The organism is Phycisphaerae bacterium, assembly GCA_024102815.1.
Classification (GTDB): domain Bacteria; phylum Planctomycetota; class Phycisphaerae; order UBA1845; family UBA1845; genus JAGFJJ01.
In genome coordinates, this window is the sequence record JAGFJJ010000069.1 from 105,782 (window position 1) to 120,782 (window position 15,001).

The following is a 15,001-nucleotide window of genomic DNA, read 5'->3' on the forward strand; positions in this document are numbered from 1 at the left end:
CCCATGGCGCCGCGAACACGACAGCGCATATTCAACGTCCTTCGAATCACCCTTTGCGCAGCGGCCCTGTGGATCGTGGTACAGGGCGTAACGCTGAATGACCGCGTCCACCTGGTCGGCGGAGGGGAGCAGGCGGGAATCGTGCTGGACGATTCCGGGCCGATCAGGGTGCGCGTCGCTCCCGAAGAAGTTGTCGCTATTCCGCTGGAAGACGTTGCCAGGGACGAGCAGGGCGATCTGCGCATTACTTACGGGCTTCGCACCGCCGTGCGCGACATGAACGGCTGGCTGTTCCTCCTGGCGGTAGGAATTTACTTCCCGATCATTTTCCTTCAGGCGTGGCGATTCCAGTGGGTGCTGCGGGCGCAGGATATAGGCCTGCGTTACTGGCAGGCCGTGAAGCTCTCCATCGCGGGAAATTTCCTCAACTTCGCCACGCCTCTGGGTTCGAACGCCGGTGACGTGTTCAAGGCGTATTTCCTCTCACTGCACACCGACCGCAAGACGGAAGCGGTAACGACGGTATTCCTGGATCGCGTGATCGGCCTGGCGACATTGCTCTCGGTGGTAGCCGTCATCACGCTGGTCAGCCCGTCGGACAGCCGCCTGGCCATTGTCCGGCCCTACCTGTTGTTCGCCGTTGGTTTGGGCATCGTGCTCATCTTCGCCTACTTCTCACCGCCGCTTCGCCGCTGGGTCGTGCCCCGCCGATGGATCCAGCGCTTGCCGGCGTATGACCACCTCCAGCGAATCGATCGCAGCGCCCATAAGCTTGCCGGTCACAAGCCGATCCTGATTGGTGCGGTGGTTCTGACAGCCATTCTGCAGGCCATGGCGGTCACGGCCTATTTCACGGTGGCGAAGTCGCTCGGTATGCGTGGGGGTCTTCCCGAGTTTCCGGAGTATTACACCTATTTCAGCACCGGCGTTCTGGTGCAGTCGCTGCCCGGCCCGCCGCAAGGGCTGGGCACCGTTGAACTCACTTTCAAGTTCTTTCTGGCGCCGTTCGGAAGTCCCGCCCAAATCGTCTGCGTTGCCTTCGCCATTCGCCTGATGGTCCTGTTGTGCGCCCTTCCCGGACTATTCGTCGCTTTGACAGGCTCTTACCGGCCCTCCCAGGCTGAGGGCGATAACACGCAGGGCGCGCCGGCAACCACCGCCGCTGCGCCAACGTCGCCGGCACAAAGCTCGAATCCCGAGTCAGCAGTGGTCGCGCGCGGTTGAACGTCCAAGTCGAATGCACCCCGTCCCATAGCTCGATTCTGGTCAAACCGGCCCGCGTCCTTCACGCGAATTGTACGCTTGGAGGGTGATCCAACGAGATCGGCGGGCCGTTGGTTCCCGGACCAGTCGCAAACTGTTCCCGCTGCTTGACACGGATCGAGCGCCGTGACCATTCATGAGCTGAAACAACACCCGGGCATTCGGTTGATTCGCGGGGCGGAGGCGGCCGCGCTCCTCCACAGCGCGGTTGAGCAGCGCGCCGTTCTCCGTACGGAGGTCACCAACGCGCGCGGCGAGGATGCCGGTGAACGACAGGACGATGTCACCAGTCCCGGTGTCTGCGTTCTCACCGCCGCCGCCATTGGCGAGGAGATCTTCGAGGCGCGTCCAGCGGAGAACGCACGCGGTGTCGTACTTCCTCCCGTGGCCGCCAGCGTTGACGTCACCCTCGTTCTGCGAGGCGCTTCCTGCGGATTCCATGCGACCGTGACAGAGGTGGACGACCAGTTCTGCTGGATTCGCCTGAGCGTTCCCAGCGTGATCTTCCTTGTTGATCGCCGTCGAAGCTCACGGCGAGCCCTACGCCGGTCGGCCCGCGTCTGTCTTTCCGCGGTGAATGGAACCTGGACCTGTGCGGGCTCGCTTCTCAATGTCAGCGCCGACGGACTGGCCTGTCGGGTGAGTCGGTTCGATGTTCCACACCACGCGGAGGGCGGCAAGGTTTTCGCTGATTTCGATCTCGAAGACCACTTCGCCTTTCGCCTCGACGCCCAGGTTGCCGCGATCACGCCGGCTGCCGACGAGAACTTCCTGGTTGTCAATCTGGCCTTTCCCGAGGGCGCCGATGCCAGCCCCGAACGGCAGCGGCTCCGGGCCGCACTGACATGCGATGCCTCACTCGGTACACCAGAGGGGAAAGCATCATGAGCAAGACGCAGAACCTGACCGATCAGCAGCGCGACAGGATCATTCTCGAGGCGGTCCGCCGTCGTCTGCACGCAGCGCTCAGTTTTCGAACCGATTCCGGCTGGAAGACGCTCAAAGGGCGATTCTGCGCTTGTGGCGAAGAGAACGAGTCCGTGAGCATCAGCCTGCTGGAGTGGCCGGAGGCGCGCGATGCACAGTTTGCGGCCGGCGACGTCAGCGTAGGCTGCGCGTTTCGGTTCGGACACAAGAAGTGCATGTTCTGCAGCTCCGTGAAAAACGCTCGTGTCGAGTCCGATCGTATGCTGATCGAACTCACATGGCCCGATCGCATTCAGCAGGTTCAGCGACGATTGTTCGAGCGGGCCGACGTGCCGCCTGGCGCGGTCATCCCGGTTCGCTTCTGGAGGGAAGTGAACGGGAGCACTGACCAGCGTCGCGTCATGCGACATGGACAACTAGAAGACCTCTCGGTGGGTGGCATGCGCGTGCAGGTCTCGGACCTGAGTGAGGTTCAGCGTGAGGCCAGCTACCAGTGCGTGTTTACTCCCCGCTCCGGCTCGCCGGCGGTCGTGCTGGACGCCATCCTCCGCCATCACGAGCCCAATGCCAACGGGCGCATCTCGCTGGGCCTGCAATTCGTCGGACTTGAGACGACACAGGAGGGTCGGCGTGTCATCGACCGCCTCGTTCAGACGGTGCAGTACTTCCAGCGGTTGCAGTCTAAGCGCGGCGTTGGGAGCGGCGTAGCCCAGGAAAGTGATTGATAGGCTCTGATGGAGGACGTTCTTCCGAAAGACGCTTCAAGTCAGGGATGCGTCGTGTCCAGCATGGACCTGAGGTACTGAATTCCTGCTGCGATCGTTGCCGTGTCCGCTCCGCCTCCTCCGTATTCAAGCAAGAGCGGACCGGAATAGCCGGAATGTCGCAGTTTACTGACGATCCGCGGTATATTTGCGTCACCCGTACCCGGCATCGCCGGCTTGCCGAAAATCTCTCCCGGCTCACTTGATCGCAATCCATCCTTGATATGAACGAGCCCGATCCGCCCTTTTAATGGTCTCAGCGCCGACACCGGTTCATCCGTTCCATAGACGACGAAGTTGGCCGGGTCGAAGTTCACGCCGATATTCGGCCGGTCCAGCTCATCGATAAACGAACGTAACGTCTCCGCCGGCTCGCGGCCGGTCTCAAGAAGCAATGATAATCCCCGATCGGCCAATATGTCCGCCACAAAGCGCCCGCGTTCCACCAAAGTCGACCATGCCTTGCTTGCGCGGTCCTTCGGAACAGTGCCGATGTGTACGGCCATAGTGGGTGCGCCGATTTCCGCGGTGATTTCGGCTACCCGGCGCGTGGTCGCCAAGCGACTTTCCCAGTGCGCGTCCGGCAAGTATCCGCCGGTCTCGGCGATTCGCTCAATGGAAGCGTAGTCTTCGTTCTCGAATGCGGCGAACGTGGCGGCAATGCGAAGGCCGAGGGACTCCGCGGCGCCGCGGATCTCGGACGCATCCGCGGACTGAGCGGCATGCTCGGTGAAAAAGCCCACTTGGACGACGCCGGCCCCGAGCTCTCGTGCAGCAACGTGCATCGCTCGAATCGCATCGTGACGATCAATTGACCACGTGACGACGCCGACGTCCTCGGGGCTCATCGATCGGCTCCTTCGCTTAAGGTTTCGTACTTGTCCGCTTCCGCCGCACGGCGCCGCAGTTGGCCGCAGGCTGCGTCGATGTCCAACCCGCGGCTGCGACGTACATGTGCATTGATGCCTCGATCACGGAGCAAGGCAAGGAACCGAACGACGTCTTCCTGCGTTGGACGCAGATAGGGAAGTCCTGCTACGGGATTGTACGCAATCAGATTGACGTTGCTACGCATCTGTCTCGCGACCTGGGCAAGCTCGCGCGCATGCTGAGGCTGATCATTCAGCCCCCCGAGCAGGATATATTCGAGCGTCACTTCCCTCCCCGTGCGATCGAAATAGTATCGGCAGGAATCCACCAATGTATCGATGGCGACCCGCTCGGCCCAAGGGATGATCCTGCGCCGAAGATCGTCGTTCGGTGCATGCAGCGACAGCGCGAGCGTGACCTGCAGACCTTCGTCTGCCAGTCGCCGCATCGGTGCGGGAAGCCCCACGGTGCTGACGGTGATCTTGCGTGCCCCAATGCCCAATCCCCAGTCGGCGTTGATCGTGCGAATCGCCCGGAGGGTGGCGTCGTAGTTCGCCAGGGGCTCGCCCAGCCCCATGAACACGATGTTGGACAGGCGATCGTCGCCTTCACACTGATCGCGCACACGGACGACCTGCTCGACGATTTCACCGGCGAGGAGCTGTCGTTGGAGCCCGCCGATTCCGCTTGCGCAGAACACGCATCCTACCGGACATCCCACCTGCGTGGAGATGCACGCCGTCCGGCGTTCGGCATCGGGAATCAGCACGCATTCCGACGTGGCACCGTCCGCCCAGCGGAGCAGCAGCTTCGTCGTACCGTCAGGGGATTCCTGGCGCTGGACGATGGTCGAGGTCAGAAGAGGTAGGTCCTTCGCGAGCCGCCCGCGCAGGGCCTTGGGAAGCGTGGATAAGGACTCGTAGGTCCGATGTCCTTGGGTGTAGATGCCCTCAAGGAGTTGCTTCGCCCGAAACCGGGGCTGATTCCATTCCTCCAGCAGAGCGCGCAGTTGATCCTCGGAAAGATCAAAGAGCCCCCGCAAACCGACCTCGTGATTCGTCATGCCATCATTGTAGAGCGAATTTTGCAAGAGTGCAGGATGCGGACCCCGGGCGCGGGTCAGGGGCGGCCGGACCATCGCTCCACGAGTCCGTTCAGCGCTTCGCCCGTAGCATGAACCAGCCGCGTCAGGCGGCTCCGCCTCCAGCGCCACGGCTCGATGCGAGAAAGGGATTCCCGCGCCATGGCTTCCATACGTGTTTCGCAACGCTGCACGTTGCGGGACCATCCTGCCAGCTCGTTCGAATCGCCTTCTATGGCCATGCGCAGGGCCGTCGCCTGGCATGCGCAATTCCGGGCCGCGCCCTCTTCATGGTGCGCAAGCTGCCCGTGACGCCAGAGTTCAGCCTCCGCGCGGTCGAGTTCCTGGCAGGCATCAAAGAATCGCTCCCTTACGCGCAGGCAGTCCCAGGCGCGGACCTGGTCGGATTCGCCGGTGGCCGACCGCAGGGGCAGGCCGCGGTACGCCCAGACCAGGGATCGCGCGGAACGATGCAGGGTGCGATGAGCCGCAAGCCAGGAGGTCCACGCCGCCTCAATCGCTTCCCGACGCAGGCGCGAAGATCGAGTCCGCCGTGCGAGCGTCACCAGGCCCAGCGTGGTGAGCGCTCCGACGAGAATGCCGCCCAGCACGGCACTGAAAAACCAGGCGATGATCTCATTGGCCGGCACGCACCGCCTCCATCCCCATCCGTCGCCCTCAGTATAGCAGAAACTCGGGGATTTCCCGTGCGGCGCATATCGCCCGACTCTTTCCATCGATACGATGGCCTACCGGTCGCAAGATGCGCCTTCCGGACGAACGACAGGGGAATGGTGATGGGACCTATGGGGACACTCAGGAAGATCGGCATCGGCGGAGTGGTTATCGGATGGTGCCTGGCGGTGTTCGGCCAACCGGCGGTCGCCGACGAAAGCGGTCGGGGCGATCGAATCACCGGAAGGCCATTCGCCACCCGATCCGAGGTTATTGCTCGACGTGGCGTGGCGGCAACCAGTCAGCCGCTGGCCACACAAGTCGCCGTCGACATTCTCAAACGTGGCGGGAACGCGGTGGACGCCGCCATTGCCGCCAACGCGACGTTGGCACTGATGGAGCCTACCGGCTCCGGTCTGGGCGGCGATCTCTTCGCGATTGTCTGGGATGCCAAATCGAAGAAGCTCTACGGCCTTAACGCGAGCGGCCGAAGTCCGTATGAGTTGTCTCTCGACCATCTCCATTCACTCGGCTTGGAGCACATCCCACCGTTTGGACCGTTGCCCATGACCGTTCCGGGGTGCGTTGACGGCTGGTTTGAACTGCACGCTCGATTTGGCCGGTTGCCCATAAGCGAAATCCTGGCCCCGGCGATCGACTACGCGAAGGAGGGCTTTCCCGTTTCCGAGCTCATTGCACATTATTGGGCCCGGGGCGGACGCGTGCTGAAGGACTATCCCAACTTTGCGGAGACGTTCCTTCCTGGCGGCAAGGCACCCGACAAGGGCGATATCTTCCGCAATCCCGCTCTCACCCGCACACTCGAAATCCTTGCTCGCGACGGGCGCGACGCTTTCTATCGCGGTCCGCTGACGGACATTATGGTCCGCTTCTGCAAGCGCGAGGGTTGTTTCCTGTCGCGGCGCGATTTTGAAGATCACTCCTCCACATGGGTTGAGCCCGTATCCACCAATTATCGCGGCTATGATGTGTGGCAGCTTCCCCCGAATACGCAGGGATTGGCCGTGTTGCAGATGCTCAATATCCTGGAACGCTTCGACCTGCGTTCCATGGGGCACAACTCTGCGCGATACCTTCATCATCTCATTGAAGCGAAGAAGCTGGCCTTTGAAGACCGGGCACGCTACTACGCCGATCCGGATTTCGCCGATGTTCCCATTGTGGGCCTGATCTCCAAGGACTATGCCGCCCAGCGTGCGAAGCTGATCAAGCCGGACCATTCCAACCGCGATATCGGGCCGGGCGACCCCCGCCTCTCCACCGGTGAAACGGTCTATCTCACGGTGGCCGATGCCGACCGCAACATGGTCTCATTGATCCAAAGTAACTATCGCGGCTTCGGCTCCGGCTTAGTCCCCGATGGACTCGGATTCGTTTTTCAGGATCGCGGGGAGCTCTTCGCGCTCGAGCCGGGACACCCCAACGTCTACGCCCCGCACAAGCGCCCCTTCCACACGATCATCCCCGGCTTTGTTACCAGGAACGGCCGTCCCTGGCTCAGCTTCGGCGTGATGGGCGGCGACATGCAGCCGCAGGGACAGGTGCAGGTGCTCTGCAATCTCATCGACTTCGGCATGAACATCCAGGAAGCCGGTGACGCCGCCCGATTCCATCATCTTGGTTCATCGGAGCCCACTGGCGAGCGGATGGTTAACGGCGGCTACGTAGCTTTCGAATCGGGGATCTCGGCCGACGTCCAGCGCCAACTCGCCCGAATGGGCCACGACGTTCGCGTCGAGACCGACGGTTTCGGCGGATACCAGGCCATCTTGTACGACGCAGAGCGCGATGTTTATTTCGCGGCTTCAGAATCCCGAAAGGACGGCCAGGCGGTGGGGTATTAAACCTCCACCGACCAAGGGGGTTTCAATGAACCTGGGTGGAGTGCTGCTCGCCGGGCTACCGCCTGATGCTCCCATCTGGATCGCCGGTAAGATAAAGCACCTCGATCGGCCCGGTCTCGTCGTTGAGCGAATACATCCCCGTCCCTGTAAAGCGCGCAATTGGCATCCCGTCTACACCCGGCTCGGCTAACACGGCGCACGAGGTCAACTCGCCGTTGAAAAGGATCCCGCAGGCGTCTTCGCTATCTGAGAAAGTGACGCTCACTTCCAGTGACGTCCCGTTCAGACGGACCGTGCCGATCACCGGTACATCCAGGCAACCCGGACAGCCCGATGCATCCGCATCCACGCAAAGCCCGCCGTTGAGCAGGCGTCCGCCGTTCCCGGCAATGGCGACGAACACCTCGCCAAGATCGCCCGCTGCTGCGGCGAACGGCAGGGCAACGGGGTGCATGGAGGTGAGTGACCAGTCACCAAAGGAGTCGAGAATCGGCGGTAAAGCGTCGCACGCCTGTGGGAACGCGAAGCCGGCGGTCATCGCCGGACGATTGGTTCCCTGGTCAACAATCGTGTACTGGCCGTTGGGCAGCTCGCAGGACTCACCATCGCGGGGCGAATCCGGACCGCACTGCGCCGCGGGCGCCGTTACGGAGAAACGGCAGTCCGAGCCGGTCAGACGAGTTGAGTAGTCCGTCGAGAATGAGAACGTGGCGCCGTCGAAGGAAATCGAGGACTGCGGACGGATGGCAAAGCAACCGCTGTTGGGGAAATTCACGGCGAACTCGACCAGATCGCCCACGCCGACGACCAGAACGCCGACCGTTTCGGCCGTATCCGCCCCGGCCAATGTCCATTGTTCATCTGCTGCGAAGAACCCGGGCACGTCTTGCGGGTTGGCGATATTCGCTGCGGCAGGTCCGCGCGTTCCATCGCCGTTATCGTTGACGTTGTCATTCGCGTTCCCATTGTCGGTTTCAGCATTGTCGTTGGATGTCGGAAGGCGCACGCTGCAACCGGCGGCAAGGACGATCAGCAGCAATGCCGATGCGGCGGCGCGCAGTTTCCGCGCAGCGTAGGGAATGCTCAACATGACAGTTTTCTCCTGCTCGTGGAAATCGCCGGCGTCTGGCGTCGGCGTCGGCCCGATCGCGGCGATTGTAGCGAAAAGCGAGGCAGTTGTGGAATTGGCTTATCGCGGGGGGCCTGTCCGATAAGCAGCGCGCGGGCTTACGCTTCAGCGGTCGCGAGTGACTCCACCGTCTCGCCTTCGGGAAGCGGCTGGCTGTTGCGGCACTTCGGGTACTTGCTGCAACCCAGGAAGGGTCCCGTGCGGCCGTGCCGGATCACCATGTTGGCGCCGCATTCGCTGCACGCGACGTCCGTCGGGATGGGCTTCGGTTTGCTCGGCGCGGGCATCTCCGCCTCGGCCTTCTTCTTCGCATCCCCGCGCAAGTTGGCCGTGAATTTGCACTTTGGGTAATTCGAGCACGAATAGTACGGTCCGAAGCGACCGCTCTTGAGGGTGACCTCACGACCACAGTCTGGGCAGGTCAGCGGCTCGTCCGGCCACGTCTCAACGACGGGCTTTCCGGTGCGCGTCCAGGCGAACCCGGGCGGGGGTGGACCAAGTGCGGCGATGTCAATCTTTCCGTCCGGCTTCCGCGGGACATTATTGCCGTTCCGCCCCTTGCCGTTGCCGTTTGCGGATTCGGGAGGCGCTTCGGGAATCTCGCCTGCCTCTTCTTTGGCGCGAAGCTCTTCGAGCTTGTCCAGTGGCATGGCGTTACGACAACGCGGAAACCCCGAGCAGCTCAGGAACGGGCCCCGCTTGCTACTGCGGATGACCATCGGTCTGCCGCACTTGTCACATCGTGCGCCAGCCTCCGCCGGCTTGGGTTTTTCCACGTAGACGCCCGCCGGCAAGGGTTTGGTCGCCTTGCACTTTGGATAGGTTGAACACCCCAGAAAGGCGCGGCCTCGTGCGAACTTCACGTTCATCGGTGCGCCGCACTCCGGGCACTGCTCCTTGATGTCCTCGGGCTTCACGCGGCGCAGCGGTCGGCCGTCTTCGTCAGCGGGGATCGTCGTCGAACATTCCGGATAACCCGTGCATCCCAGGAACGGGCCAAGGCGACTCTTGCGCAGAACCATGGGCTTGCCGCAGTTCGGGCAGGGCTCCTCGGCCACGACCTCGGCGACGGGCTTGCCTTCTGCATCGACGTTCATCGACGCCTTGCACTCCGGGTAACCACTGCAGGCGAGGAACCGCCCGTTCTTGCCCAGGCGGTAGACCATTTGCCGGCCGCATTCGGGGCAGGTGTACTCGCTCGGTTCCGCCCGAGCGCGCTCCATCTCCGTTTGCGCTTTTTCCAATGCAGCCTTGAACGGCTCATAGAACTCATTGAGCACGTGGACCCAGTCGAGATGGGCTTCCTCGATCTTGTCCAGCTCTTCCTCCATGTAGGAGGTGAACTTCAGGTCCATGATCTGCGGAAAATGCTGCAGCAGTTTCTCGGTGACAACTTCACCTCGTGCCGTGGGGAATAGGCGCCGGTCGCGCAGCTCGACGTAACTGCGATCCTGTATCGTTTGGATGATCGCCGCATACGTACTGGGCCGACCGATGCCTTCGGCTTCCAGCTTCTTGACCAGCGCCGCTTCGCTGTACCGCGAGGGCGGCGACGTATATTGCTGGCGGGGGCGAACGTCAATCGCTGTCAAGGGCTGGGATTCCCGCAACTCCGGCAACATCACCGTGTCGCCCGACGGAAGCCCCATCACCTTGTAAAAGCCGTCAAATGCCAGTTGTCGGCCCGTCGCGCGGAAGATGGCTTCTCCCTTGCCTGCCGCGGCGCCGACGAGCACCGTCGTGCCGTCCCATTGGGCGGGCGTCATCTGGCAGGCGACAAACCGCCTCCAGATCAGGTCATACAGGCGGTATTGGTCACGCGTCAGGTGGTCGCGGATGCGCTCGGGGTGAATGGTCACGTCCGACGGGCGGATAGCCTCGTGCGCTTCCTGGGCGCGCTTCGAACTGCCGAAGACGTTCGGCGCATCAGGCAGATAAGCCTTCCCGTGCTCCTCCGAGATCAACTTCCGCGCCGCGCCGACCGACTCGGTGCTGAGATTCGTCGAGTCGGTTCGCATGTAGGTGATCAGACCGACCGGTCCCTCGCCGGCGCCGATGTCCACGCCCTCGTAAAGCTGCTGGGCGATGCGCATGGTTCGAGAGGGCGAAAAGCCGACCTCGCTCGAAGCGGCCTGCTGCAACGAAGCCGTGGTAAACGGGGCGTTCGGTTTCGTTGTGGTGCGTCGCTTCTGAATGTCGCGGACCGTGAACTCCGGTGCCGCCTCAGGATCCAGCGTTCCGACGATTTCGATGATCTTCAGGTCTTTGTCCGCGTAAGCTTCCCACGCCGATTCTCGTACACTCTCCACGACCACGCCGAGCGATTCCACGACTTCCCGTGCCTCGGTTGCCTTTGTCGAACGAAAGTCGGAGCCTGAGAATTTGACCAGCTCCGCTTCAAAACAATCATGCCGTTGCAGCCAGGCGTTCTTGGCCTTAACGGTCGGACCAGTGGAGGAATCGGCGCTGCCGGCCGTACTCTTGCCTCTTCCGGCTCGGTCTTCATGTCCACTGATGAAAGACTGCCATTGTGTCTGAAGTTTGTTCGCTTTGGCCTGGTCTATGCAGAACACCGCCTGAATCTGCCAGGACTCCTCCGGAACAAAGTCACGGATTTCCTTCTCGCGTTCTACGATCAAGCGGACGGCGACGGACTGGACGCGGCCGGCCGACAACCCCCGGGCGATCTTCGACTGAAGAAGCGGGCTGAGCTGATATCCGACGATTCGATCAAGCAGACGGCGCGCCTGCTGGGCGTTGACCTTGTCCATGTCGAGCTGAAGCGGTCGCTCGAACGCCGCTTTGATGGCCGATTTCGTGATCTCGTTGAAGACCACCCGCCGCGTCCTTTCCGGCTGTAGCTCCAGGGCCTGTTCGAGGTGCCAGGCAATTGCCTCACCCTCTCGATCGAGGTCGGTAGCCAGATAGACGTCATCAGCCCCGGCCGCCGCCTTGCGCAGCGAAGCCACGACCTTCTTCTTCTCCGAGAGGGTTTCGTAGGTAGGCCGGAATCCTCTTTCGAGATCCACGCCGAAATCATTGGGCGGGAGGTCGCGAACGTGGCCCATGCTGGCCATGACCTCGTAATCGGAGCCGAGGTAGCGATTGATGGTCTTGGCCTTGGCCGGAGACTCGACGATCACCAGCCTCTTGCCGGAATTTTGCTTCTTGGCGCGTGCCATTCCCAATTTCACTCCAGCAGACGGCTATTGCACGGAAAATGTAATTTAATCACTATCACTGTTCTTCTCGGCCAAAATCGCGAGGCCGCATAAGCGACTCGATTCGACGCCGCCTTTGGCCGCGTCTAACTATCGACCGTCGCCCGCCGGGCCTCCAATCGGGCGATTATAGGTACCCACTTGAAGTCCGACCCCCATGACGCTTAGCAATTGGATGCCGCGATGTCAAAGGAGGAGACTTGTCCCTGGGGTTCGGACCTGCTAGGCTTTCGCGACTCGCCGGGGAGCGCCCGGCGATTGATTCCAACGTAAATGTTTATCTGCATGGAGCTTACACTCCAATGATGAAGCTGTTGCGAAAGTATAACAAGCATCTCCTGGCCATTTTCATGACCCTGCTCATGATTGTCTTCGTGGCCGGCTCCGCGTTTGATCAGCTCGTCAGGCCGCGCTCCAACCCGCTCGTCGCGAAGTCCAGCGTCGGGGCGATATACGCCGTGGATCAACAGCAGAGTGCCGGCGCGACCAATTTGTTGACCAGCCTTGGCCTCAACTGGAAGTTCCCTGATCGGGCGGCGTCCAAGCCGCTGACAGAGTGGGAGTGGACGCTCCTGACGCGAGAGGCGGCGGAAATGGGTATGGGCGTATCCGCTGAGGCGGTGCGGGCCCGGTCCGAGGAAGAACCCGGCGTGGCTGCGGCCGTGGCGGCGGTGGCCGATCGTTTCCGCATGAAGGTCGAAGGCGTTTACGGCGCCGTCGCCAAACTCCGCTCGATTCAGTTGGCGGCCCAGGCTATCGGGGCGGCCGGAATGCCCAGCGAAGCCGAGGTTCGGTCCACGGCCCAGCAGGTTCTCGACAAGGTTCAAGTTCACGCCGTGGTCATTCCCGCGGCGGCTTTCGTGATTGAAAGCCAGGAATTCTCGCCCGAGGAGATGCGGGCACAGTGGGAAAAGTACCGCGATGTGGAACCGGGTCAGGGTCTGAACTTCGGATACTTCCAGCCCATCGCCCTGCGCGCGCAGTACATCATGATCGATCCGCAGACCATCACCGAGCAGATTCGCGTGCCGGATCTGCAACGGAAGGCAAAGCGTTATTATGAGGAGAATCGCGAGAGCGATCCCCGATTCCGTCGGCCGGTTCCACCGCAAACCGAAGAAGGCGATTCGGCCGAGAAGGAATCGCCCTACATGACCTACGAAGAGGCTCAAGCGCTGGCGGAAGATGCGGTCAAATCCGAACAGGCCAAAGAGGCGGCGGAGCGGATCGCGAACTGGCTGGTGCGGGCGGCACAGGATGCGCTCGGCGTGGTCGAGCGAAAAGACAACGGCTACCGCAAGATTCCGGCCGACATTCGTGAAGAGGATTTCTACCTCAGGCTTGTCGACAAGATTCCGGCCGAGATCTCATATCCCGAAGCGGCTGTCGTCGGGGCTACCGAGTTCTTCCAGCAGGGCAATGCGGGGGCGACGCCGATGATCGGGCGGACAACGTATCGCCCGCCGACGGGCATGTGGAAAGCCTTCGCGACCCTTGCGTTTCGGAGCGAGCCGGTCGTTCCGGAGATGCCGAAAGAGAATACAGCGGATCGCGGCGACTATATCGCCCTGAAGGAAACCTCGCCGTATTACCTCACGGACAACGCAGGGCGTCTTTTCGTTTTTCGGATCATGGACGTGAAGGAGCCGCACCCCGCAGAGTCGGTCGAGGAGGTCCGGGAGGCGATCGTACGGGATCTGCGGCTGCATGACGCGTTCATGGTAGCCAAGGAGCACGCAGAGGACCTTCTTCATCAGGCCGCTCAGGTCGGGCTGGAAGATGCGTTTGCGCAGAGCGAGTCGCTGCAGCATGCCAAGGAGACCCCCAAAGGCGGCCAGATCGGCTACTTCGTGCCTTCACCGGTCGCGCGGATGAACCGGCATGACGTCGGTATGGGGCAGCGCACGCCGATCTCAGCGGGGTGGGGGGTTGGCACGGTTCCGCCGGACGTGGTCGATCAGTGGTTCAGTCTGGAATATACGCTGGACAAGCGGGCTGTTCAGGAGCTCAAGGACCGGGCTACGGCACTTGTCGTTGAGTGGGTTGCGACCCAGAGGGCTACGTTGGCTGAATATGATGCCATGCGCGAGCAGCTCATGAATGAACTGACGCTCGGGCGGCGACAGGAACTCGTGTCTCGCTGGTTGGATCCGGATAACATTCACGCCCGACTTGACTTCCAACTCGTCAGGCGTTGATTCGCAGTGGCAGGGTCCTTGCGAGTATTCCCCCCGGCGCTGGCATTGATCGAAAGGCGCCGAAGGTGACGCATGGTGTCATCGGTTTCCCTCCCACGCGAAGGGTTCTTACATGCGCCACCCTCGGCACCGGATTCACTTTCTCCGCTCCATTGCCATGTAATCTTGGCCAATTCATATGAGATCCCAGCCTACCCTGATCTAATACGCGAAGCTCCTGGAAATCAAATTCGCGGAGACTTCGAATTATTTCCGCGCCGAAGCAGACCCAAGCGAGCTGCGGCTCTCCTTCGTAAAATAGGCGAACGACGCCTTTAGAATTTGGGAGGGCTAGGGCGACTGTAGTTCACCGCGTAGTCCGGGGGCATGACTCCGCCGCGCAGTCTGGGACACGGAATCGGCGCTCCGGACCGGAGCGACAACGGAATGACACCCGCCCAGACTGGCAGCTCCTGGTCCGCCTCGTCATCCTTGGGCGGACCCACGCGAGTCTTGGCGGATGCCTCCGTGATGGGCATCGAAACGACCATCGTCCCCGCCAATTCGCGTTCGTTCGGTGGCCGCGTCTCGGACATCCGCCCGGGAACGATATGCTCGACGAGAGCGTGAAACGCGCGGCGCTTTTCACCCGGATCGATCACTTCCGAAGCACTCGCGAAGACCATGACCGAGCGGTAGTTCATGGAATGGTGAAATGCGGAACGCGCAAGAACCAGGCCGTCGACGAGGGTCACGGTGACACAGATGGGCTCCCCCTCGGCCACCCTCCGTAGCATTCGACTGCCTGGCGAGCCGTGCATGTAAAGTCGATCGCCAATGCGGACATGGATGCTCGGGATGACAAATGGCTGACCCTCGTCAATGAAGCCTACGTGACAGACTACGGCCTCGTCGAGAATCGCGTTGATCGCGGCCCGGTCATAAATGCCCCGCGAAGGCATGCGGCGAACCGTGGCGCGGTCCGACGGTGAGATGGACTCATTCCTGCCTTGCGCTGGCTCAGTCATG

At 61.8% G+C, this 15,001-nt stretch carries 11 protein-coding genes; 5 read left to right on the forward strand and 6 right to left on the reverse strand.

Features of this window, described 5'->3' with window-relative positions:
* The first annotated feature begins 3 nt into the window (after positions 1-3).
* The 3 genes from J5J06_16650 to J5J06_16660 all read left to right on the forward strand — a co-directional run bounded on the left by J5J06_16650 (position 4) and on the right by J5J06_16660 (position 2,915).
* Entirely contained in the window at positions 4-1,224 is a 1,221-nt protein-coding gene (locus J5J06_16650) for a flippase-like domain-containing protein (protein MCO6438725.1), read from the forward strand.
* A 165-nt stretch (positions 1,225-1,389) separates the two neighbouring features.
* A complete protein-coding gene (locus J5J06_16655; protein ID MCO6438726.1) occupies positions 1,390-2,151 on the forward strand; it encodes a PilZ domain-containing protein in 762 nt (253 codons plus the stop codon).
* The gene (locus J5J06_16660; GenBank protein ID MCO6438727.1) at positions 2,148-2,915 is read left to right on the forward strand and encodes a PilZ domain-containing protein; all 768 of its coding nucleotides are present in this window, start codon (positions 2,148-2,150) and stop codon (positions 2,913-2,915) included. Before J5J06_16655 ends, J5J06_16660 begins: the two co-directional genes overlap by 4 nt.
* 41 nt (positions 2,916-2,956) lie before the next feature.
* On the opposite strand, the gene J5J06_16665 is transcribed toward J5J06_16660, so the two are convergent.
* From J5J06_16665 to J5J06_16675, 3 genes are read right to left on the reverse strand one after another with little or no spacing between them, the layout of a single operon-like run.
* A complete protein-coding gene (locus J5J06_16665) occupies positions 2,957-3,802 on the reverse strand; it encodes a sugar phosphate isomerase/epimerase (protein ID MCO6438728.1) in 846 nt (281 codons plus the stop codon).
* Entirely contained in the window at positions 3,799-4,887 is a 1,089-nt protein-coding gene (gene rlmN / locus J5J06_16670; GenBank protein MCO6438729.1) for a 23S rRNA (adenine(2503)-C(2))-methyltransferase RlmN, read from the reverse strand. The genes J5J06_16665 and rlmN overlap by 4 nt, the downstream gene beginning before the upstream one ends.
* A 56-nt stretch (positions 4,888-4,943) precedes the next feature.
* A complete protein-coding gene (locus J5J06_16675; protein ID MCO6438730.1) occupies positions 4,944-5,555 on the reverse strand; it encodes a hypothetical protein in 612 nt (203 codons plus the stop codon).
* Between the two features lie 156 nt (positions 5,556-5,711).
* On the opposite strand from J5J06_16675, the gene ggt reads away from it, so the two are divergent.
* Entirely contained in the window at positions 5,712-7,445 is a 1,734-nt protein-coding gene (gene ggt / locus J5J06_16680) for a gamma-glutamyltransferase (GenBank protein MCO6438731.1), read from the forward strand.
* Between the two features lie 55 nt (positions 7,446-7,500).
* Here ggt and J5J06_16685 read toward each other — a convergent pair whose 3' ends face one another.
* Together J5J06_16685 and topA are read right to left on the reverse strand one after the other, a co-directional pair.
* The gene (locus J5J06_16685) at positions 7,501-8,535 is read right to left on the reverse strand and encodes a hypothetical protein (protein MCO6438732.1); all 1,035 of its coding nucleotides are present in this window, start codon (positions 8,533-8,535) and stop codon (positions 7,501-7,503) included.
* A gap of 137 nt (positions 8,536-8,672) precedes the next feature.
* Positions 8,673-11,756, reverse strand: a complete 3,084-nt coding sequence (gene topA / locus J5J06_16690; protein MCO6438733.1) for a type I DNA topoisomerase — start codon at positions 11,754-11,756, stop codon at positions 8,673-8,675.
* A 341-nt stretch (positions 11,757-12,097) separates the two neighbouring features.
* Between topA and J5J06_16695 the strand changes: the two genes are divergently transcribed.
* Complete coding sequence (locus J5J06_16695) at positions 12,098-13,993, forward strand: hypothetical protein (protein MCO6438734.1); 1,896 nt, start codon at positions 12,098-12,100, stop codon at positions 13,991-13,993.
* Positions 13,994-14,307: 314 nt separating this feature from the next.
* On the opposite strand, the gene J5J06_16700 is transcribed toward J5J06_16695, so the two are convergent.
* Positions 14,308-15,000, reverse strand: coding sequence for a pyridoxamine 5'-phosphate oxidase family protein (locus J5J06_16700; GenBank protein MCO6438735.1), 693 nt, complete (start codon positions 14,998-15,000; stop codon positions 14,308-14,310).
* Position 15,001 lies beyond the last annotated feature (1 nt).